1 protein-coding gene is annotated in these 24,937 nt (G+C 71.2%); it reads right to left on the bottom strand.

Annotated elements, in window-relative coordinates; translation table 11 throughout:
• Nucleotides 1-37 precede the first annotated feature (37 nt).
• Nucleotides 38-24,811: a non-ribosomal peptide synthetase gene (locus QGN30_RS12700; RefSeq protein ID WP_095562786.1), complete on the bottom strand. Its 24,774-nt coding sequence runs from the start codon at nucleotides 24,809-24,811 to the stop codon at nucleotides 38-40.
• Nucleotides 24,812-24,937 lie beyond the last annotated feature (126 nt).

Genomic DNA, 24,937 nt, shown 5'->3' with positions numbered 1-24,937 from the left:
GGACACGGCGGCGAAATACGCTGCAGGCCAAAATATTTCAGAGCAGACCGAGCAACCGCAGGTCGGTCACGTATTTGACGATCACCGCCGCGGTGATGTGCGGGATGTCGTTATCGGGGCCGATTTTGGCTTCCTGCACCGCGGCGCGGAACCGTTCGGTCGGTCCCAGGCAGCCGCGCGCCGGGTCCGCCGGCGGCACGTGTTGGGCGTTGCGCAACTGCAGTAGCTGCAGCACCGACTGGTGGCGCTGGCGTTCCGGCAGGGCGTGCAGCGCGGTCTCCATCCGGTGCAGCCACTCCCCGAAGTCGTCGACCCGCTCGATCGGATAGCCGGCCTCGATGACCCAGTCGACGTACTCGTCGAGCCCGATGCCGTCGTCGTGCGGGTTCATCACGTGATAGGTCTCGAACCCTGCGGCCGAATCGCGGCCCACCTGGGCGCCCAGCGTGGTGATCGACTCGGCGACGAACTCGACCGGCAGGGCGTCGAAGTGCGCGCGTTGCCGGTTGCCGCGGGCGTCGAGCTGGTAGAACGAGCGCGGCGCGACGCCGCTGGCGACGACGCTGAACAGCAACCGGGTGAACATGTCGGACAGGTTGAGCTGGCCGGCGTAGGTGGTGTCGGCCAGGATCATGTCGCAGCGGAACACGCCGACGGGCAGCGCGCACAGGTCGTGGGCCTCGCGCAGCAGCACCTCGCCGGCCCACTTGCTGTTGCCGTAGCCGTTGCCGTAGCTGCCGTCGATCGTGCGGATCGGGCCGGCGACGCGGACGTCGGCGTCCTCGGTGAACGCGGCCGGCTCGATCTGGTCGCCGACGTTGGCGGTCGAGACATACGTGTACGGCTTGAGTTTGGTGGTCAGCGCGAGCCGGATCAGCTCGGCGGTGCCGGCGACGTTGGGGGCGAACAGCTCGCTGTAGGGCAGCACGCCGTTGACCACCGCCGCGGAGTCGACGATGAGGTCGACGGTGTCGGCCAGCCGCTGCCAGGTCTGTTCGTCCAGGCCGAGATTGGTGCGGCCCTTGTCGCCGGCGATGACCTCGAGGTGGTCGGCGGCGAGCTCGTCGAAATACCGCCGCAAAGCGGGGTCCCCTGCAAACCCGGGGGGGTCGAAGGTCCTCTGCAGCCGGCGCCGCGCATCCTCGTCGGAGGTGGCCCGCACCAGGCAGATCAGCTTGCCGTCGGCCAGTTCCAACCGTTCCAGCCATTGCAGCACCAGGTAGCGACCCAAAAAGCCGGTGGCCCCGGTCAGTAGCACCGTGCGCACCTCGGCGCTCGGCCCCGGCAGCGACGGCGCGGCGGCCAGCGTCGGGGCGTCGATGAACTTGTCCAGCGTGAGGTCGCAGGCGTACACCTCGGTGGCGTCGCGGCCGTGCACCGACGCGAAGTCGCCCTGGTGGCCTTCCCCGGCATCGTGATCGCGGTTGAGCTGCTGGCTCAGGCTGCGCACCGACGGCGCCTCGAAGACGGCGCGCACGGGCAGGTGGATGTCGAGGGCGTTGTAGATCGCGGCGACCAGGCGCATGGCCGACAGGGAATCCCCGCCCAGGTCGAAGAACGACTCCTGCACCCCGACCCGCTCGAGGCCCAGCACCTGGGCGTAGAGCCAGGCCAGGATCTCCTCGACCGCGGTGGCCGGGGCGAGGTAGTCGTCGCCGCCCTGGTAATCGGGGGCGGGCAGGGCGCGGACGTCGAGTTTGCCGGCGGGTGTCAGCGGCAGCCTGTCGAGCACCACCACCGCGGCCGGCACCATGTAGGCGGGCAGCCGGTCGGCCAGCAGGGTGCGGAGTTCGGCCGGGTTGGCCGTCCCGGTGATGTAGCCGACCAGACGCTTGTCGCCCGGGCGGTCCTCGCGGGCGATCACCAGCGCCTGCTCCACACCGTCCAGCGCGGCCAGCGCCAATTGGATTTCGCCGAGTTCGATGCGATACCCGCGGATCTTGACCTGTTCGTCGGCGCGCCCGACGTAGCGCAGCTGCCCGTCGGAACCCCACGACGCCAGGTCGCCGGTGCGATACATGCGCGCGCCCTCCCCGCCGAAGGGGCACGCCACGAACCGGGACGCGGTCAGACCGGGCCGGCCCAGGTAACCGGTCGACACGCCGCCCCCGGCCACGTACAGCTCGCCGACCACGCCCGCGGGCACCGGCTGCAGGCATCCGTCGAGCACGAACAGCGCGGCCCCGGATACCGGCGAACCGATCGGCGGCGCTTCGGGTCCCGGTGTCAGCGGCGCGCTGACGGCCGCGACGATCGTGATCTCGGTGGGGCCGTAGACGTTGACCATCACCCGCCCGGACGCCCACCGCTGCACGATTTCGGCCGGGCACGCTTCGCCCGCGACCGCCAGCACCGCGGACTCCAGGCCCTCGGTCGAGAGCATCGTCACCTCGGACGGTGTCTGGGTCAGCATGTCGACGCGTTCGGCGACGAGCAAGGCGTGCAGGTCTTTCGGGGAACGCACGACCTCGTCCGGTACGACGAGCACCCGCCCGCCGTGCAGCAGCGCGCCGAAGATCTCCCACACCGAGAAGTCGAACGCCAGGGAATGGCAGTGGCTCCACACCCGTGCCGGTGCCGCGGGCAGACCGGCGGCCCCCAGGGAGGCGAACAATTGCGTGGCGTTGTGGTGGGTGACCGCCACGCCCTTGGGAACTCCGGTGGTGCCCGAGGTGTAGATCGTGTACGCGATGTGGTGCGGCGCGGGCGCCGGCAACGCCGTGGTGGGCCGGTGCTGGATCGCCGGGTCATCGATATCGATGACGAGCACGTCGAAATCGTCGAGGCGCGAGCGGTGTTCGGCGGTGGTGAGCACCGCCGCCGGTGCGGCGTCGGCGAGCATGAAGTCGATTCGGGCGGCGGGCAGGCCTGGGTCGATCGGGACGTACGCGGCCCCGGTTTTGAGCACCGCCAGGATGGCGACGACGGCCCGCGCCGAGCGCTCGGTGAGCAGCGCCACGCACTGCCCCGGCCCGCAGCCGTGGTCAACGAGCAAGTGCGCCAATCGGTTTGCTGACTGGTCGAGTTCGCGGTAGGTCCAGGAATCCGCACCGTGGGTGACGGCCACCGCTTGCGGGGTGCGCGCGACGTGGTCGGCGAACACCTCGGGTATCGACATCGGCGGGCGCGACGGGCCGTCCAGCACCGCGCGGTTGCCGATCGCGTCGAGGCGGGCGTGCTCGTCGGGGCCGAGCACGTCGATCGACGACAGCCGCCGGGCGGGGTCGGCGGTCATGGCTTCCAGTACGCGATGCAGCCGGGTGATCAGCGCCTCGATGGTGGCGGTGTCGAACACGTCGGTGCGGAACTCCACGGCCCCGCCGATGCCCTCGGGCCGGCCGTCGGCGCTCCAGCGTTCGGCCAGCGACCACGCGAGATCCATACGCGCGGTGCGGGTGTCGACCGGCAGCGGGGTGACGCGCACGTCGCCCAGGCTCAGCTCCGCTGAGTCGGTGTTCTGCCAGGCCAGCATGACCTGCACCAGCGGATGGTGCGCGAGGCTGCGGGCCGGGTTGAGCCGTTCGACGAGGACCTCGAACGGCACGTCCTGATGCTCGTAGGCGGCCAGGCTGCGTTGGCGCACCCGCGCCAGTAGTTCGGCCATCGTGGGGTCGCCGCCGAGATCGACGCGCAGCACCAAGGTGTTGACGAAGAAGCCCACCACATCGTCGAGGGCCGGGTCGCGCCGCCCGGCGATCGGGAAGCCCACCGCCACATCAGAACTCGCGCTGACCTTGGCCAACAGCACCGCCAGCGCGGCCTGCACCACCATGAAGCTCGTCGCGTTATGCGCGCCCGCCACCGCGCGCACCCGCTGCTGCAACTCCGCCGGCCAGTCGACGGCCACGCTCGCGCCGCGGAAATCGGCCACCAACGGATACGGACGGTCCGTGGGCAATTCGAGCTGCTCGGGCATTCCGGCCAGGGCGTGTTCCCAATACCGCAGCTGTCCGGCGATCAGGCTGTGCGGATCCTGCAGTTCGCCGAATTGGGCGCGCTGCCAGAGCGTGTAGTCGACGTACTGCACCGGCAGCGGCGCCCAGTCCGGGGCGCAGCCGGCCGAGCGGCTGGCGTAGGCCTCCCCCAGGTCGCGCACCAGCGGGGTGAGCGACCACCCGTCGGCGGCGATGTGGTGCACCACGGCCACCAGCAGGTGTTCGTCGTCGCTCACCCGGAAAAGCATTGCCCGCAGCGGGATTTCGGTGGCCAGGTCGAACCGGTGACCCACCAGGGTCTCGACCGCGTTGCCCAGCCGGGTGGTCGACCACCCGCGCGCGTCGCTGATCTGCCAGCCGCAGTCGGCGTCGTCCACATCGACGACCAGCTGCCGCGGTATCCCCTCCCGCGCCGGGAACATCGTCCGCAGGCTCTCGTGGCGGGCCATCACGTCGGCCAGCGCCGCGCCGAAGGCCTCGGCGTCCAGGCGCCCGTGCAGCTGCAACGCGATCGCCATGTTGTGCACCGGTGAGGGCCCGTGCAATTGGCCCATGAACCACAGCCGCGACTGGGCGAACGACAACGGCACCATCTCCGGCCGCTCGCCGGCCACCAGCGGCGCGCGCGCTCCGCCGTCGGTGCCCAGGCGCGCCGCCAGCCGGCGAATGGTGGGCGCCTCGAACAGGGCCCGCACGCCGAGGTGGACGTCGAGGCCGGTGTTGACCTCCGCGACCAGGCGCATGGCCGACAGCGAGTCCCCGCCGAGGTCGAAGAAGGAGTCGTCGATCCCGACGTTCTCGACGCCCAGGACGTGGGTGTAGATATCGGCCAGGGCCCGCTCGACGGCGGTGGTCGGGGCGCGGTAGTGATCGGAGCCCTGCGACCGGTGCGAGTGGTCGGGTGCGGGCAGCGCGCGGGTGTCGAGTTTTCCGTTGGCGGTCAGCGGCATTGCGTCGACGGCGAGCACCGTGGCCGGGACCATGTAGGCCGGCAGATGCTCGGCCAGCCGGGCGCGGACCTCGACCGGATCGGCGGTCCCGGTGATGTAGCCGACGAGCCGTTTGTCGCCGGGCCGGTCCTCGCGGGCGACGACCGCGGCCTGTTCGATGCCGTCCAATTCGGTGAGCGCGGACTGGATCTCGCCGAGCTCGATGCGGTAGCCGCGGATCTTGACCTGCTCGTCGGCGCGGCCGAGATAGTGCAGCTGTCCGCCCGGGCCCCACCGCACCAGATCCCCGGTGCGGTACATGCGCGCGCCGTCCTCGCCGAACGGGCAGGCGACGAACCGGGACGCCGTCAGGCCGGCCCGGCCGACGTAACCGGCCGCGACGCCGGAACCGGCGATGTACAGCTCGCCCGTCACACCCTCGGGCACCGGCCGCAGCCACGCGTCGAGCACGAAAAATCCCAGATGCGCCAATGGCATTCCGATGGGGCTGGCGTTGGTGTCGATGTCGTTGTCGACGATCTCCCGGTAGGAGGCGTGCACCGTCGTCTCGGTGATGCCGTACATGTTGATCACGCGCGGCCGGTGGGGATGGCTGTCGAGCCACTTCGCCAGCCGTTGCGGGCTCAGCGCTTCGCCCCCGAACACGAGGGCCCGGACGTTGAGCCGCGGGCCCGACCGCGCGCCGTCCAGGCTCTGCAGCGCCGAGAACGCCGACGGGGTTTGGCTCAGCACGCTGACGTTCTCGGCGATCAGCAAGGCGTGCAGGTCTTCCGGCGAGCGCACCACCTCGTCGGGCACGACCAGCAGGCGTCCGCCGCCCAGCAGGGCGCCGAAGATCTCCCACACCGAGAAGTCGAAGGCCAGCGAATGGCACTGGCTCCACACCCCCGCCGGCGCCGGCCGGTCGAGCAGCGAGGCGAGCAGGTGGGTGACGTTGTGGTGGGTGACCGCCACGCCCTTGGGGGTGCCGGTGGTGCCGGAGGTGTAGATGACGTAGGCGATGTTGTCGTCGGCCGGCGGCGGCAGGGCGGTGGCGGGCCGGGTGTGCACGGCGGGGTCGTCGGCGTCGATGACAGCTCCGTCGAAACCGTCGAGCCGGTCTCGCAGTTCCGCGGTGGTGAGGGCGACGATCGGTGCGGCGTCGGTCAGCATGAATGCGACCCGCGTGTCCGGCATCGCCGGGTCGATCGGCAGGTAGGCGGCCCCCGTCTTCAGCACCGCCACGATCGCGACGATCGCGGGCGCCGAGCGCTCCATCAGGACGGCGACGCACCGCCCCGGCCGCGCTCCCCGCTCAACGAGCAAGTGCGCCAACCGGTTTGTGGACTCATCGAATTCGCGGTAGGTCATCGAACGGTCCCGGTCGCTCAGCGCCACCGCTTCGGGGGTGCGCGCGACGTGGGCGGCGAACAGCGCCGGGATCGAGGCCCGGGTCAAGGCCGGTGCGTGCGGTGGCAGGGTCAGCGCCGCCCGGTTCCCGATCGCGTCGAGCCGGGCGTGCTCGTCGGGGCCGAGCACGTCGATCGACGACAGCCGCCGGGCGGGGTCGGTGGTCATGGCCGCCAGCACCCGCTGCAATCGTTCGATCAGACTTTGGATGGTGGCGGTGTCGAACACGTCGGTGCGGAACTCCACGGCACCGCCGATGCCGGCGGGCCGGCCGTCGGCGCTCCAGCGTTCGGCCAGCGACCACGCGAGATCCGTGCGGGCGGTGCGGGTGTCGACCGGCAGCGCGGTGATGCGCACGTCGCCCAGGCTCACGTCGGTGGGTTCGTCGTTCTGCCAGGCCAGCATGACCTGCACCAGCGGATGGTGCGCGAGGCTGCGGGCCGGGTTGAGCCGTTCGACGAGGACCTCGAACGGCACGTCCTGATGCTCGTAGGCGGCCAGGCTGCGTTGGCGCACCCGCGCCAGTAGTTCGGCAATCGTGGGGTCGCCGCCGAGATCGACGCGCAGCACCAAGGTGTTGACGAAGAAGCCCACCACATCGTCGAGGGCCGGGTCGCGCCGCCCGGCGATCGGGAAGCCCACCGCCACATCAGAACTCGCGCTGATCTTGGCCAACAGCACCGCCAGCGCGGCCTGCACCACCATGAAGCTCGTCGCGTTGTGCGCGCCCGCCACCGCGCGCACCCGCTGCTGCAACTCCGCCGGCCAGTCGACGGCCACGCTGGCCCCGCGGAAATCGGCCACCAACGGATACGGACGATCGGTGGGCAGTTCCAGCCGTTCCGGCAGGCCGGCCAGCGCCTCCTCCCAGTACGCGAGCTGCGCGGCGATCGGGCTGCCCGGGTCTTCCAGGTCACCGAACTGGGCGCGCTGCCAGAGCGTGTAGTCGACGTACTGCACCGGCAGCGGCGCCCAGCCCGGCGCATCCCCGACCGACCGGCTGGCATAGGCGAGCGCCAGGTCGCGCACCAGCGGAGTCAGCGACCACCCGTCGGCAGCGATGTGGTGCACCACGGCCACCAGCACGTGTTCCTCGTCGCTCACCCGGAAAAGCATTGCCCGCAGCGGGATTTCGGTCGCCAGGTCGAAGGTGTGCCGGGCCGCGTCGCGGATGGCGCCCTCCAGCCGGGCCGGTGACCAGCCGGTGGCGTCGATGGTCTGCCATGTGACGTCGGCCCGATCGGGCGGCAGCACCACCTGCTGCGGTATGCCCTCGGTGGCGGCGAACACCGTCCGCAAACTCTCGTGCCGTGCCACCACATCGGCGAACGCGGCACCCAGCGCACCGGCGTCCAGGCGCCCGGCGAGGCGCAGTGCCGCCGCCATGTTGTACACCGGCGACGGGCCGTGCAGCTGATCGATGAACCACAGCCGCGATTGGGCGAACGACAACGGCACCGCCGCCGGCCGCTCGCGACGCTCCACGCCGGCCAGGCGCCCGCCGTTCGCGCTGACGCGCGCCGCCAGCTCGCCGATTGTGGGCGCTTCGAACAGCGTTCGCACGCCGAGGTGCGCGTCGAGACCGGAGTTGATCGCGGCGATCACCCGCATGGCCGACAGCGAATCCCCGCCCAGGTCGAAGAAGGAGTCGTCCGCGCCGACCCGCTCGAGCCCGAGCACCTGGGCGTAGATGCCCGCCAAGATCTCCTCGGTGGGCGTGGCCGGCGCCCGATACCGGCCGCCGGTGTATTCGGGCGCCGGCAGGGCCCCGGTGTCGAGTTTGCCGTTCGGTGTCAGGGGCAATGCCTCGATCGGCACCACCGCGGCCGGCACCAGGTAGGCCGGCAGCCGGTCGGCCAGCCGGGCGCGGAGCTCGACCGGGTCGGCGGTGCCGGTGATGTAGCCGACGAGCCGCTTGTCGCCGGGCGTGTCCTCGCGGGCGATCACCGCGACCCGCCCGACGCCGTCCAATTCGGCGAGCGCGGACTGGATTTCGCCCAGCTCGATGCGGTGGCCGCGGATCTTGACCTGGTGGTCGGCGCGGCCGACGTAGTACAGCCGGCCGTCCGGCGCCCACCGCACCAGGTCCCCGGTGCGGTACATGCGCGCACCGGCCGCGCCGAACGGGCAGGCGACGAACCGCGACGCCGTCAAACCGGGACGGCGCGCATACCCGACGGCGACCCCGTGCCCCGCCACGTACAGCTCACCGACCGCACCGGCGGGCACCGGCCGCAGCCAGTCGTCCAGCACGAACAGCGCCGCCCCGGGCACCGGCGACCCCAGGGGCGGCGCTCCGGCGCCCGCGGTCAGCGGCGCACTGAGCGTCGCGTCCACGGTGGTTTCCGTCGGGCCGTAGGCGTTGATCATCACGCGGCCCGGCGCCCATTGGTCCGCGAGCGCGGCCGGGCAGGGCTCACCGCCGATGATCAACGCCGAGCGCAGCTTTCGCGGTGACAGAGCGGTCAGCGCCGACGGGGTGTGGCTCAGCACGCTCACCCGCTCGGCGGCCAGCAGGGCGTGCAGCTCGTCCGGTGAGCGTGTCACCGACTCGGGCACCACCACCAGCCGACCGCCGCAGGCCAGCGCACCCCAGATCTCCTGCACCGAGACGTCGAAGCCGTACGAGTGGCATTGTGACCACACCCCCGCCTCGGGCAGCGGCGCGTGCAGCGATTCCAGCAGCTGGGTGACGTTGCGGTGGGTCACGGCAACACCTTTGGGGACGCCGGTCGTCCCCGAGGTGTAGATGACGTAGGCGATGTTCTCGGGCGCGGGCGCCGGCAACGGCCCGGCGGGCCCGACGTCGGCTTCACCGGCGTCGAGGACCGGCAGGTCGAATCCGTCCAGCCGGGCCCGCAGGCCGGCGGCGGCGACCGCGGCGACCGGGGTGGCGTCGCCGAGCATGAACTCGAGGCGCGCCGCGGGCAGCGCGGGGTCGATCGGCAGGTAGGCGGCCCCCGCCTTGAGCGTCGCGAGGATCGCCACGATCGCCTCGGCCGAACGCGGGAACAGCAGCGCCACGCACTCCCCGGGCCCCGCGCCGCGCTCGATCAGCCTGTGCGCCAATCGGTTCGATGCCTCGTCGAGTTCGCGGTAGGTCATCGAACGGCCCTCGAAAGTGACCGCTCCCGCGTCGGGGACGCGGGAGACCTGCGCGGCGAACAGCGCCGGGAGCGATAGGGCGGCGCTCGACTCGGCGGCCAGCACTGCTTGGTTTCCCCACAGTTGCAGCTGGGCGCGCTCCGGCGCGTCGAGCGCATCCAGTGATCGCAACGGCCGATCCGGATCGGCGGGCATGGCCGTCAGGAGCCGGCGCAGGCGGTCGGCCAGGGCGTCGACGGCGGCGGGTTCGAAGACGTCGGTGTCGAATTCGATGCGCAGGCGCAGTTCGTCGCCCGGCACGGCTTGCAGCGACAGCGGGTAGTGGTTGTAGTCGTGGCTGGTGAATTCGGTGGCGGTCAGGTCGTCGGCCGCCGATAGCGCGGCGGCGTCGATCGGATAGTTCTCGTACACCAGCAACGTGTCGAACAGTTGGTCGTGTCCGGTGACGCGGTGGATTTCGTTCAGCGCCAGGTGCTGGTGCTCGACGGTGTCGTTGTGGGCGCGTTGCAGCCGGTCCAGAAATTCGGCGACGGTCGTCGTCGCGGTGGCCTGGGCGCGCACCGGCACGGTGTTGATCAGCAGGCCCACCATGGATTCGGCGCCGGGCAATTCCGCCGGCCGGCCGGACACCGCGGTGCCGAAGGCGACGTCGTGCCGGCCGGTCAGCGACATCAGCAGTTGCGCCCAGGCGGCCTGCAGCACGGTGTTGAGGGTGGTGCGGCAGGAGCGGGCGAGTTCGCCGAGCGCACCGGTGGTTTCGGCGGAGAGCCGGACAGCGGCGGCTCCCCGCGGCCCGAGCTCCGCCCGACCCGCCGGGCCCACCAGGGCGGGGGTGTCGAAACCGTCGAGCGCGTCGCGCCACGCGGCGCGGGCGGCCGGAGCGTCGCGGGCCGCCAGCCAGGTGACGAAGCGGCGGTAGGGCGGCGCAGCCGGTAGCCGCGACCCGTAGTAGCAGGCGAAGATCTCCTGCAGCAGGATCGGTAGTGACCAGCCGTCCATCACGATGTGGTGGACGGTGAGCACGAACCGGAATTCCTGGTCCGCGGTGCGAATCAGCGTGGCCCGCAGGGGTGGCTGGTCGTCGAGGTCTCGCACCGCGGCGCGTTCTGCGGCGGACATCCGCCGGACCTGGTCGTCGATGTCGTCGGCGTCGCCGTCGAGTTCGACGTGGCGGTAGGCGATTTCGGGGGTGACCGGGATGATCTGCACCGGGTCGCCGAAGCCGGAGCAGAATCGGGCGGCGAGGTTGGGGTGGCGGGCGACGGCGTTCTGCACGGCGTGGTGGAGCCGCTGGGGGTCGAGGCCGCCGCGCAGCGTGATGGTCAGCTGCACCGCGTACACGTCGCCGTCGGGTTGCGTCGTCGAATGAAAGAGCAGCCCCTGCTGCAGCGGGGTCAACGGCAGGATATCGGCGACGTCGTATCGCCGCTCGAGTTCGTCGATCTGCTGCTGGTCCAGGCGGGCCGGTGCGATGTCCGACGGCGTCAGCCCGCCGCCGTCGCGGCGCACGTGTGCGCAGATGCCGGCCAGGGCGTCAAACCACAACCGGCTCAACCGGTTTACCTGATCGTGGGTGAGCGCCGAGGACGCCCACGTCCAGCTGGCGTGCAGGTGCGGGCCGTCCTCGGTGTCCATGGTGCCGGCGTTGAGTTCCACCGTGTGCGGCAACGGCAGGGCCGCCGCCGCCGCCGCGGCGCCCAGCGCGTGGCTGTTCGGGCTGAGTTGCCATAGCCCGTCGGACGATTCGGCGGGCGCTCCCCCGAGGCGGCCCAGGTAGTTGAAGCCGATGGCCGGGTCCGGACCGCCCAGGTCCGCTTCGGGATTCAGGTAGCGCAACAGCCCGTAGGTCAGGCCGTCGGGCAGCCCGCGCAACTGCTCCTTGGCGTCCTTGATCACCGCCCCCAGCGCGGCCTCACCCGCGACCACGCGAGCCCAGTCCAGCCCGCCGACGTCGAGGGCCACCGGGTACTTGGCGGTGAACCACCCGACGGTGCGGGACAGGTGCACGTGGGGGGCCAGTTCCTCGTTGCGCCCGTGGCCCTCGACGTCGATGCCGATCGGCCTCGCCGTTCCCAGGAATTCGGTGAATGCCAGCCCGAAGGCGATCAGCAGGATGTCTTGCACCCCGGCGTGAAACGCGGCGGGCACCTCGCCCAGCAGCTGGCGGGTCGTCTCGGCGTCCAGCGCCGCCGACAACTGCCCGGCCGTCTCATAGGTGTCCGACGGCTGGGCGGGCGGCAACGCCGGCGGCGTCTCGGTGATTCGCCGCCACACCTCCGCCAGCTCGGTCACCGCCGGATCCTTCGCGTGCTGGGCCAGCAGCGACGACCAGCGGGCGAACGAGGTGCCGGGGGCGGGCAGCTCGATCGGTTGGCCGCGGTGATGTTGGGCCCAGGCGATGTTGAGGTCCTCGATCAAGGTCCGCCAGGACACACCGTCGACGGCCAGGTGGTGGACGATCAATGCCAATTGGTTTGTCGCGCTTGCCCATACCGCGCACACCAGCACGCCGGCGCCGGGGTTCAGCCGCGCGCGGGCCCGCATCAGCGCCTCCTCCGAGAGCGCGTCGACGGTGCGCAGGCAGGCCCGGGCGTCCACCGAGCCCGCTTCGGGAACGTGTATGTCCCAGCCGCCGGCCCCGTCGTCGTCGACGCAGAGCCGCAGCGTGGGATGGCGGTCCAGCAGCGCCTGCAGCGCGACCGCCACGTCGGCCTGGCCCACCCCGGCGGGCGCCGCCAGCACCATGGTCTGGTTGAACTGCTCGATGGGGCCGTCCATGTCGCGCAGCCAACGCATGATCGGGGTGGCCACCACCGGCCCGATCCCCTCGTCGACCACGTCGTCCTCGCCGGTGGCCAGCGTGACGACCCGCGCCAGCCGGGCCACCGACTGCTCGACGAAAACATCGCGGGGCCGGCACATTACGCCGGCCGCGCGGGCCCGGGCCACCACCTGCATCGACAGGATGCTGTCGCCGCCCAAGTCGAAGAACGAGTCATCCACCCCGACCCGTTCGACGCCCAGCACCTGGGCGTAGATGCCGGCCAAGATCTGCTCGATGGCGTTTTCCGGAGCGCGATATCCGTTGCCGCCCTGGTAGTCCGGTGCCGGCAGGGCGCGGGTGTCGAGCTTGCCGTTGGCCGTCAACGGCAAGGCGTCCAGCACCACCACCGCCGACGGCACCATGTAGGACGGCAGCCGCTCGGCGAGCCGCGCCCGGGTCTCGGACGGGTCGGCGGTCCCGGTCACGTAGCCCACCAGCCGCGCGGCGGGAGGGTCGTTCCGGGCGATCACCGCGGCCTGCTCGACGCCGTCCAATTCGGCGAGGGCGGAGCGGATTTCGCCCAGTTCGATGCGGTGGCCGCGGATCTTGACCTGCTCGTCGGCGCGACCGAGGTACTCCAGCTGACCGTCGCGGCCCCAGCGCACCACGTCCCCGGTGCGATACATCCGCGTTCCGTTACCGCCGAACGGGCACGCCACGAACCGCGAGGCCGTCAGCGCCGCCCGGCCCAGGTAGCCCGCGGCGACGCCGCGTCCGGCGATGTACAGCTCGCCGACCACGCCGGGCGGCACCGCGCGCAACCATCGGTCCAGCACGAACAGGGCGGCCCCGGGCACCGGCGACCCGATCGGCACCGGAGCGGAGCCCGCCGTCAGCGGCGCCGTCATAGCCGCGTACATCGTGGTCTCGGTGGGGCCGTATTGATTGACCATCACCCGCCCGGGGGCCCACCGGTCCATGACCTCGACCGGGCACGGCTCGCCGCCGACGACCAGCGCCACCGAGTCCAGCCCGTGCGGCGAGAGCGCCGCCACCGCCGACGGGGTCTGGCTCAGCACGGTGACGCGTTCGGCAATCAGCAAGGCGTGCAGGTCTTCCGGCGAGCCGACGATGTCGTCGGGGACGACGACGAGGCGTCCCCCGCGCAGCAGCGCGCCGAAGATCTCCCAGACCGAGAAGTCGAAGGCCGGCGAGTGGCAGTGGGTCCACACCCGCCCCAGGTCCAGTTGGGCGTCCACCGACCGCAACAGCTGGGTGACGTTGTGGTGCGTGACCGCCACACCCTTGGGCACGCCGGTGGTCCCGGAGGTGTAGATGACGTACGCAATGTCGTCGGGCGACGGGTCCGGCAGCCCGGTGGCGGGCTGGGTGGCCAGGGCGGGGTCGTCGACGTCGATGATGTGCCCGGCGAATGCGCCCAACCGTGGCAGCACCGTGCCGGTGGTCACCGCCGCGATCGGTTCGGCGTCGGTGAGCATGAACTCGATGCGGGCGGTCGGCAGCGCCGGGTCGATCGGCACGTACGCGGCCCCGGTCTTGAGGACCGCCAGGATCGCCACGATCGCTTCGGCCGACCGTGGCATCGCCACCGCGACCCGCTGGCCCGGCGCGGCGCCGCAACCAATCAGCCCGTGCGCCAACCGGTTTGTGATCTCGTACACTTCACGGTAGGTCCACGCCCGCTCGCCGCAGGTGATCGCGACTGCCTCGGGGTCCCGTGCCACCTGCGCGGCGAACAAGGCCGGGATGGACGCGCGTGCGGTCGCGGGCCGGGTCAGCACGGCGCGGTTGCCGATGGCGTCGAGGTGGGCGCGCTCGGATTCGTCGAGGACGTCGATCGCGGACAGCGGCCGGGCGGGGTCGGCGGTCATGGCGGCCAGCACGTGTTGCAAGCGCGTGACGAGTGACTCGATGCTGGCCGCATCGAAGACGTCGGTGCGGAACTCCACCGTCCCGGCGATGCCGGCGGGCTCCCCGTCCTCGTCCCACCGTTCGGCCAGCGACCACACCAGATCCATGCGGGCGACCTGGGTTTCGAGCGGCAGCGGCGTCACCCGCAGGTCGCCGAGGCTCATGTCGACGGGGTCGTTGTTCTGCCAGGCCAGCATGACCTGGACCAGCGGATGATGCGCCATGTCGCGGGTCGGGTTGAGCCGTTCCACCAGCACCTCGAACGGCACATCCTGGTGTTCGTAGGCCGCCAGGCTGCGCCGGCGCACCCGGCCCAGCAGTTCGGCGACGGTGGGGTCGCCACTGAGGTCGACCCGCAGAACCAGGGTGTTGACGAAGAACCCGACCACCTCATCCAGGGCGGGGTCGCTCCGCCCGGCGATCGGGAACCCCACGGCCACATCGGGACTCGCGCTCAACGCGGACAGCAGCACCGCCAGGGCCGCCTGGACGACCATGAAGCTCGTTGCGTTGTGTGCCCGCGCCAGCTCGGCGACTTGGTGCTGCAGGGCGGCCGGCCAGTGCACGTCCACGCTGGACCCGCGATGGTCGGCCACCAGCGGGTAGGGCCGATCCGTGGGCAGCTCAACGTGTTCCGGCAGCCCGGCCAGGGCGCGCTCCCAATAGTCCAGTTGCGCCGCGATGGGGCTGTCGGGGTCGTCGAGGTCGCCGAATCGGCCCCGTTGCCACAGGGTGTAGTCGACGTATTGCACCGGCAGCGGCGCCCAATCCGGCGCCCGCCCGCCGCGGCGGGCCGCGTAGGCCTCCCCCAGATCGCGCACCAGCGGGGTCACCGACCATCCGTCGGCGGCGATGTGGTGGACGACCGCCACCAACACGTGTTCGTCCTCGCCGGTGTGGAAAAGCCAGGCCCGCAACGGGATTTCGGTGGCGAGGTCGAAGGTGTAGCGCGCCGCGTCCTGGGTGGCCTCCGCCAGCCAGGACGAGGGCCACCGCGTCGCGTCGACGACCTGCCAGTTGACGTCGGCCCGTTCGGCGGGCAGCACGACCTGTTGGGGGGCGCCCTCGGGGGCGAGGAAGATCGTCCGCAGGCTTTCGTGTCGGGCGACCACGTCGTCCAGGGCGGCCCCCATCGCGTCGGCATCCAGGCGGCCGGACAGGCGCAGGGCGACCGCCATGTTGTACATCGGCGAGGGCCCCTGCAGCTGATCGATGAACCACAGGCGGGTCTGGGCGAACGACAACGGCAGCAGCGCCGGGCGCTCGCCGGCCACCAATCGTCCGGCGCGGCCGGTGCCGGCCTCGACCCGGGGCGCCAGCTGCGCGACCGTGGGGGCCTCGAACACGGATCGGACGGTCAGCCCGGCGTCCAGGTCGGCGTTGATCGCGGTGATCAAGCGCATCGCCGAGAGGGAGTCGCCGCCGAGGTCGAAGAAGGAATCGTCGACCCCGACCCGTTCGACGCCGAGCACCCGGGCGTAGACGCCCACCAGCGTCTCCTCGACCGCGTTGTCCGGGGCCCGATACCGGCCGGCGTCCCGGTAGTCCGGGGCCGGCAGGGCGGCGGTGTCGAGCTTGCCGTTGACCGTCAACGGCATCGCGTCGAGCACCACCACCGCCGCCGGCACCATGTAGGTGGGGAGCCGCTGACCCAACCGGGCCCGAATGTCGGCGGAGTCAGCGGCTCCGGTCACATAGCCGACGAGACGCCTCTCGCCGGCACGATCTTCGCGGGCGAGCACCGCGGCTTGCTCGATACCCTCCAATTCAGCCAGGGCGGAGCGGATTTCGCCCAACTCGATGCGATAGCCGCGAATCTTGACCTGCTCGTCGGCGCGGCCGACATAGTGCAACTGTCCGTCGCGGTCCCATCGGGCGAGGTCGCCGGTGCGATACATCCGTGCGCCGGCCCCACCGAACGGGCACGCCACAAATCGCGACGCCGTCAGCCCCGCCCGCCCCAGATAGCCCACGCCCACCCCGGCACCGGCGACGTACAACTCCCCCACCACCCCGGCGGGCACCGGGCGCAGGCACCCGTCCAGCACGAAGAGCGCGGCTCCGGCCACCGGCGACCCGATTGCCGGTGGCCCGGACCGCGCCCGCCCCGCTGTCAGAGGTGGGCTGTGCGACACCCACATGGTGGTCTCCGTCGGGCCGTACACGTTGACCATCACCCGGCCGGGCGCCCACCGATCCACCAGCTCACCCGGACACGGTTCGGCGCCCACCACCACCGTGACCGTCTCCAAGCCCCGCGGCGACAGCATCCCCAGCGCCGACGGCGTCTGGGTCAACACGGTGACACGCTCGCCAATGAGTTTGGCGCGCAACTCTTCCGGCGACCGGGCCTCCGTATCGGGCACCACCACCAGTCGCCCGCCGTGCAGCAGCGCACCCCAGATCTCCCACACCGAGAAATCGAATGCCAGCGAATGGCACTGGCTCCACACCTGATCGGGCCCCAGTTTCACCCCGGCGTCCAGCGCACCGAACAGCTGCGTCACGTTCGCGTGGGTGACCGCCACCCCCTTGGGCGTACCCGTGGTGCCCGATGTGTAGATGACGTGTGCGACGTCGTCGGCCGCCGACCCCGCCGCCACCGGCGTCGCCGGATGTGCCGCCAGGGCCGGGTCGTCGACCTCGACGATCGCCCCGCCGAATTCTCCTAGCCGCGAACGCAACTCGGCGCTGGTCACCACGGCCCGCATGCCGGCGTCGGCGACCATGAAGCCGATCCGCGCCGCCGGCACCGCCGGGTCCATCGGCACATAGGCCGCCCCCGTTTTCAGCACCCCCAGAATCGCGATCACGGCCTCGGCCGAGCGCTCGAGCAGCAGGCCCACGCGCTGGCCGCGGCCGACACCGCGGTCAACCAGCAGGTGCGCCAGCCGATTCGCGTCCGACTCCACTTGCTCGTAGGTCCACGATCGCCCAGCGCATCTGATCGCCACCGCGTGCGGCGCGCGCTGCACCCACGCGCCGAACAGCGCCGGGACCGACGCCCCCGCGCTCGGCCGGCGCAATGCCGAACGATTGGCGCACTGGTCAAGGCGGGCGTGCTCGTCGTCGTCGAGCACGTCGATCGACGAGAGTCTGCGACCGGGGTCGGCGGCCATGGCGACCAGCACCCGCCGCAACCGTTCGGTGAGCACACGGATGGTGTCCGCGTCGAACAGGTCGGTGCGGAACTCGACGGTGCCGCCGATTCCCGCGGGCCGGCCGTCGCCGCTGCGGCGTTCGAACAAGGAGAACGTCAAATCGGTACGCGCGGTGCGGGTCTGCACCGGAAACGCGGTGATCTGCAGTTCACCCAGGCTCAGCTCGGCGGGATCGTTGCCCTGCCAGGCCAACATCACCTGCGTCAGCGGATGATGCGCCAGGGAACGGGTGGGGTTGAGTCGCTCCACCAGGAACTCGAACGGCACGTCCTGATTTTCGTAGGCCGCCAGGCTGCTCCGGCGGACCCGGGCCAACACGTCGGCAACGCTGGGATCGCCGGCCAGGTCGACCCGCAGCACCAACGTGTTGACGAAGAAGCCCACCAGTTCGTCCAGGGCGGGATCGCGCCGCCCGGCGACCGGAAAGCCCACGGCCACATCGGAAGTCGCGGCGATCTTGCTGAGCAGCACCGCCAGGGCGGCCTGCACCACCATGAAACTGGTGGCGTTGTGCGCCCGCGCCACGGCGCGGATGTGTTGCTGCAACTCGGCCGGCCAGTCGATGTCCACGTTGGCGCCGCGGTAGTCGGCCACCGCCGGGTACGGTCGATCCGTCGGCAGCTCGACCCTTTCGGGCAGGCCCGCCAGCGTGCGCTCCCAATACGCGAGTTGCTCGACGATCGGGCTCTCCGGGTCGTCGAGGTCTCCGAATCGGGCGCGCTGCCAGAGGGTGTAATCCACGTACTGCACCGCGAGCGGAGACCATTGTGGGGCCCGTCCGGCGCAGCGGCCGGCATAGGCGACCCCCAGGTCGTGCACCAGAGGATTCAGCGACCAACCATCCGCAGCAATATGATGGACCACCGCCACCAGCACATGCTCGTCGTCGGAGGCACGGAAAAGCTTGGCCTGCAAGGGTATTTCGGCTGACAGATCAAATGCATAATCGGCTGCGGCATCAACGCCCTCCTTCATCCGTGCCGGCGACCAGCCGGCGGCATCTATTACTTCCCACCCGATATCGACCCCCTCGGCGGGCAGCACCACCTGTTGTGGCGTCCCGTCGGACACGGCGAACACCGTGCGCAAACTCTCGTGGCGGCCCACCACGTCGACGAGCGCGGCCCGCAGCGCCTCCACCTGCAGCGGCCCGCGCAGCCGCAACGCTGCTGCCATGTTGTACATCGGCGAGGGCCCCTGCAGCTGATCGATGAACCACAGCCGGGACTGCGCGAACGACAACGGCACCACCGCCGGCCGGTCGGCCGCCGCCACCCGCGAGAGCCGCTCCGCACCCTCGTCGAGGCGCGGAGCCAATTGGGCCACCGTGGGCGCCTCGAACAACGCGCGCACCGAAACCCCGGCATCCAGAGCGGCATTCACGGCCGCGATCAGGCGCATCGCCGACAGCGAGTCCCCGCCGAGGTCGAAGAAGGAGTCGTCCACACCGACGCGCTCCACACCCAGCACCTGGGCGTAGATGCCGGCCAGGATCTCCTCGATGGCACTCGCCGGCGCCCGGTAGCGGTCGACGTCGGAGTATTCCGGGGCGGGCAGGGCGCGGGTGTCGAGCTTGCCGTTGACCGTCAGCGGCAGCGCGTCGAGCACCACCACCGCCGCCGGCACCATGTAGGTGGGGAGCCGCCGACCCAACCGGGCCCGAATCTCGGAAGGGTCGGCGGCTCCGGTCACATAGCCGACCAGACGCTTGTCGCCGGCACGATCCTCACGAACGAGCACCGCCGCGTGCTCGACGCCCTCGACGTCGGCCAGCGCGGCACGGATCTCGCCCAACTCGATGCGGTAGCCGCGGATCTTGACCTGCTCGTCGGCACGGCCGATGTACTGCAGCTGCCCGTCGGCGCTCCACCGGACGAGGTCACCGGTGCGATACATCCGCGCGCCGGGCGCACCGAAGGGGCAGGCCACGAATCGGGTGGCCGACAGCCCCGGGCGGCCCACGTAGCCGGTGGCCAATCCCCCACCGGCGACGTACAACTCGCCGACCACCCCGACCGGCACCGGGCGCAGCCACCCATCGAGCACGAAGAAGGCGAGGTTGCCCAGCGGCACCCCGATCGGGCTCACGTTGTTGTCGACGTCGCCGCGAAGGATCTCGCGGAACGACGCGTGCACCGTGGTCTCGGTGATGCCGTACATGTTGATCATCCGCGGCAGGCCGGGATGGTGATGCAGCCACGTCGACAGCCGGCGCGGCTCCAACGCCTCCCCACCGAACACCACCGTCTGCAACTTCAGCTGCTCACCCAGCTCCGGGGCCAACGCGTCGGCACTCTGCAGCGCATAGAACGCCGACGGCGTCTGGCTGAGCACGCTGACCTGCTCGCGAACCAGCAAGGCGCGCAAGTCATCTGGTGATCGCACGACGTCGTCGGGCACGACGACCAGGCGACCTCCGTGCAGGAGAGCGCCGAAGACCTCCCACACCGAGAAGTCGAAAGCCAGGGAATGGCACTGGGTCCAGACCTGCCCGACGTCGAGTTGAGCGTCGATGGACTCCAGCAGCTGGGTGACGTTGCTGTGGGTCACCGCCACGCCCTTGGGCGTTCCCGTCGTGCCCGAGGTGTAGATGATGTAGGCGATGCTGTCCGCCGACGGCACCGGCAGGCCCGTGGCGGGCTGGCGGGCGACGGCGGGGTCGTCGATGTCGATGATCTGCCCGGCGAAGCCACCCAACTGCGGCCGCACCTCGGCGGTGGTCACCGCCGCGATCGGCGCGGCGTCACCGAGCACGAACTGCACCCGCGCCGCCGGCACGCTCGGGTCGATCGGCACATACGCGGCGCCCGTCTTGAGCACCGCCAGGATCGCCACGATCGCCTCGGCCGACCGCGGCACCGCGACCGCGACCCGCTGGCCCGGGCCCGCGCCCCGCTCAACGAGCAAGTGCGCCAACCGATTTGTGGCCTCGTACAGGTGGCGGTAGGTGAACGACCGGTCGCCGCAGGTGATCGCCACCGCCCCCGGGGCGCGGGCCACCTGCGCGGCGAACAACGCCGGGATCGACACCAGGGCGGCCATGGACGGCATGGTCAACACCGCGCGGTTGCCGATGTCGTCGAGCCGTTCACGCTCGGCGGCGTCGAGCAGATCGATCGCCGACAGCCGGCGGTCGGGGTCGGCGGTCATGGCCGCGAGCACCCGGCGCAGCCGCTCGATCAGCGTCTCGATGCTGTCCGCGTCGAACACGTCGGTGCGGAACTCCACCATGCCGCCGATGCCGGCGGGCCCGCCCTCCTCGTCCCACCGTTCGGCCAGGGAGAACACCAGGTCCATGCGGGCGACCTGGGTGTCGACCGGCAGCGGGGTGACCCGAACGTCGCCCAGCTCCAGCCCGGCGGCGGGGCCGTCGTGCTGCCAGGGCAGGTTCTGCCAGGCCAACACCACCTGGACGAGCGGATGATGCGCCAGGTCGCGGGTGGGATGGAACCGGTCCACCAGGACTTCGAAGGGTACGTCCTGGTGTTCGTAGGCCGCCAGGCTGCGCTGGCGCACCCGGGCCACCAGCTCGGCGACGCTGGGGTCGCCGCTCAGGTCGACCCGCAAAACCAGGGTGTTGACGAAAAAGCCGACGACATCGTCGAGCGCCGGATCGCCGCGGCCGGCGATCGGGAAGCCCACCGCCACATCGGAACTCGCGCTGACCTTTGACAGCAGCACGGCCAGGGCCGCCTGCACGACCATGAAGGTGGTCGCGTTGTGGGCCCGCGCCACCTGCGCGACTCGCTGCTGCAGTTCGGCCGGCCACTCGACGTCGATGCGCGCGCCGCGGTGGTCGGCGACCGGCGGGTAGGGGCGATCGGTCGGCAGTTCGAGGCGTTCGGGCATCCCGGCCAGCGCTTCCTGCCAGTACCTCAGCTGCGCGGCGATGGGGCTGCCCGGATCGTCGAGGTCACCGAACTGGGCGCGTTGCCATAGCGTGTAGTCGACGTATTGCACCGGCAGCGGCGCCCAATCCGGGGCCTGCCCGCGGGACCTGCGCACGTAGGCCGCGCCGAGGTCGCGCACCAGCGGGGTCAGCGACCATCCGTCCGCGGCGATGTGGTGGGCCACCGCCACCAACACGTGGTCGTCCTCGGCGAGCCGGAAAAACTTTGCCCGCAAAGGGATTTCGTTGGAAAGGTCGAATCGGTGGCACGCCTCGGTCTCGATGGCCTGGCTCAGCCGGCTGACCGGCCATCCGCCGGCGTCGATGACCTGCCAGCCGACCCGGGCGCGCTCGACCGGGACCACCACCTGCCGGGGCGTCCCCTCGGACGCGACGAACACCGTGCGCAAGCTTTCATGGCGGGCCACCACGTCGCCCAGCGCGGTGCCCATGGCGTCGGGGTCCAGCGGCCCGCGCAGCCGCAGGGCGACGGCCATGTTGTGCACCGGCGACGGACCGTGCAGCTGGTCGAGGAACCACAGGCGGGATTGCGCGAACGACAGCGGCACCACGGCCGGCCGCTCGGCCGCGACGACCCGCGCGAGCGTGCTTCCCCCGCCGCACACCCGCGGCGCCAGCTCGGCGACCGTGGGCGACTCGAACAAGGTCCGCACCCCGAGGTGGGCGTCGAGGCCGGTGTTGACCGCGGAGACCAGCCGCATCGCGGACAGCGAGTCGCCGCCGAGGTGGAAGAAGGAGTCGTCGATCCCGACGCGTTCGACGCCGAGGACCCGGGCGAAGATGCCGGCCAGGATTTCCTCGATGGCGCTTTCCGGGGCGCGATATCCGTTGCCGCCCTGGTAGTCCGGGGCGGGCAGGGCGCGGGTGTCGAGCTTGCCGTTGACCGTCATCGGCAGCGCGTCGAGCGCCACGACCGCCGACGGGACCATGTACGTGGGGAGCCGCCGACCCAACCGGGCCCGAATATCGGTCGGGTCAGCGGCTCCTGTCACATAGCCGACGAGACGCTTCTCGCCGGCACGATCTTCACGGACGAGCACCGCCGCGTGTTCAACGCCCTCCACCTCGAGCAGCGCGGCGCGGATCTCGCCCAATTCGATGCGATACCCACGCACCTTAACCTGTTCATCGGCGCGGCCCAGATACTGCAGCTGCCCCTCCCCGGATCCGGAGCGGCCCCAGCGCACCAGGTCGCCGGTGCGGTACATGCGGGTGCCGGGTTCGCCGAACGGGCAGGCCAGGAATCGCGACGCGGTCAGCCCGGGGCGCCGCCAATAGCCGACGCCGACACCTTCGCCGGCCAGGTACAGCTCCCCGACCACCCCGGCGGGCACCGGGCGCAACCACTCGTCGAGCACGAAGAACGCCGCACGCGTCACCGGGGAGCCGATCGGCGGGAATCCCGAACCCGCCTGCAACGGGGCGCTCTTGCACGCCCACATCGTGGTCTCGGTCGGGCCGTACACGTTGACCACCACCCGACCCGGCGCCCAGCGGTCCACCAGCTCCGGCGGGCAGGGCTCGGCGCCGATCACCAACGCCGTGGAGTCCAGCCCGTCGGTGGGCAGCAGCCCCACCGCCGAGGGGGTCTGGGTCAGCACCGTGACGCCCTCGCGCACCAGCAGGGCGTGGAACTCCTCGGGTGAGCGGGCCACGGCGCCCGGCACGACGACCAGGCGCCCGCCATGCAGCAGCGCGCCCCAGATCTCCCACACCGAGAAGTCGAACGCATAGGAGTGGAATTGGGTCCACACCTGCTCGGCCGACAACGCGATGCCGAGCCGCAGGTCGTCGAACAACTGCGCGACGTTGTGCTGAGTCACCGCAACGCCTTTGGGCACACCGGTGGTGCCCGAGGTGTAGATCAAATGGGCCACATTCGTCGGATCCGGCGCCCGCAAAGCGGTGCACGGCGCGCCCGCCACGGCCGGGTCGGCCACGTCGACGACGGTCAGGTCGAAGCCGTCGAACCTGCCGGCCAGCTCCGCGGTGGTGACCGCGGCCACCGGCGCGGCATCGGTAACCATGAACTCCACCCGGGCCGCCGGCAGGGCGGGATCGATCGGCAGATACGCCGCCCCGGACTTGAGCACCGCCAGGATCGCCACGATCGCCTCGGCCGACCGCGAAAACAGCAGCGCCACAAACGCACCCGGGCCGGCGCCGCGATCGACCAGCACGTGCGCCAACCGGTTGGCGGCCTCATCGAGCTCGCGGTAGGTCATCGACCGGTCTTCGAACGTCAGCGCCACCGCATCCGGCGTGCGCGCCGCCTGCGCGGCGAACAGCTCGACCACGGTCACGGGCGCCGCCGGCCGGCGCAACGCGGACGCGTTGCCCCATTCGTCGAGCCGGGCGCGCTCGTCGGCGTCGACGGCGTCGAGGGACAGCAGCCGCCGGGTCGGATCGGCCGTCATCGCGACCAAGAGCTGTTCGAGTCGGTCCGCCAGGCCGGCGGCGTCGAGGTGGGCCCACGGTTCCCACGCGCCCGCCGTGCTGAGGAAGAGGTCGTCGCCGTCGCCGGAGAAGATCAACCCGAAGCCGTCCGCCTGACCGGAGTTCGTGTACGACGCCGAGGCCATGACGCCGCCGAAGGGCAGCGTGAACGCCGACGGGATGAAGTTGACGCTGACCCGTTCGGGCGGTTGCGTCAGGCCGCGGACCTTGCGCTCCAGCGCGTGCACCGGAAAGCGCTGGTGCTGGATCGCTTCGTCGATTCGCGTCTCGACGTGTTTGCAGAAGGCGGCGACGGTGGACTGCGGCGAGGCGCTCAACACCAGCGGCACCACGCCGGCGACCATCCCGGGCAGCGTCTTCTGTTCCGGGCGCACGCGCCGGCTGACCGGGAAATCGAGCACCACGTCCGAGCCGTCGGCGGACCACCCGCGCACCAGCAGCGCGCAGGCCGCAGTGATGACCGACGTCTGGGACACCGCCCACACCTCGCAGAACCGATTGACGCGGCGCAGCACCGCGGGGTCCAGGGCCGTCGGGGCGGACGGCCACGGGTCGCGCTCCGTGGCGCCGTCGGGCGGCCGATGGTGGCCCTGGCCGGCGGGGGGCAGGTTCGCCGTCCAATACGCCTCGTCGTCGCGGTAATCACCGGAGCGCTCGTACTGCGATTCGCAGTCGATCAGCTCCTGCAAGGAGCCGAAGACGGCCGTGGGAATGGGTCCGGCGGACACGATCGCGGAGTAGATCGAGGCGATGCGGTGACCGACCAGCGCGACGCCGGTCCCATCGATGACGATGTGGTGGCAGCAGGCGAACAAGAAGAACTCGTCGCGCCGGGTCGCAAATAGGACGAACCGGAACAGCGGCCCGGTGAGCGGCATGGGCGTGCGCTGGATCGCCAGCGCCCGCCGGCGCGCTTCCCGCACGGGATCGGGCGCGTCGGTCAGGTCGTCAAAGGCCAGCTCGACGTCGGGGTAATCGATCGCCCGCTGGAAGACCTGGCCGTCCACCTCGAAGAAGGCCGCCCTGGCCGGCTCGGCCTCCCGCACCGCCTGCCGGATCGCCCACTGCAGGGCATCGCGCTGGACCACGCCGTCGATCCGTACGAACAGACCGAGCTGCCACTCGGTGTTGGAGTGACCTGTCTCGCGCGCCAGCCAGATGTCCAGCTGTCCGCGCGTCAGCGGAAGTGCTTGACGATCAAGCTGCATCCCACGCCCCAACCACAGGGTCTTCCTTTCAACCCCCCGGTTGTCTGATACCGCTCGCGCAGAAGCCCGGTCCGCTTCCGTTCGATGTAGCCCCGGCGTCGCAGTTCGTCGTTGACCGAGACGACC

It is taken from the genome of Mycobacterium sp. 3-98 (assembly GCF_035918355.1).
GTDB lineage: Bacteria > Actinomycetota > Actinomycetes > Mycobacteriales > Mycobacteriaceae > Mycobacterium > Mycobacterium intracellulare.
The sequence above is the reverse complement of the archived record's forward strand: the minus strand, read 5'-3'. Positions and strand labels throughout refer to the sequence as shown.

Bases quoted from the DNA above. Each gene is read 5' to 3' on its own strand.
- QGN30_RS12700 (WP_095562786.1), bottom strand. From the start codon at position 24,811: ATGCAGCTTGATCGTCAAGCACTTCCGCTGACGCGCGGACAGCTGGAC.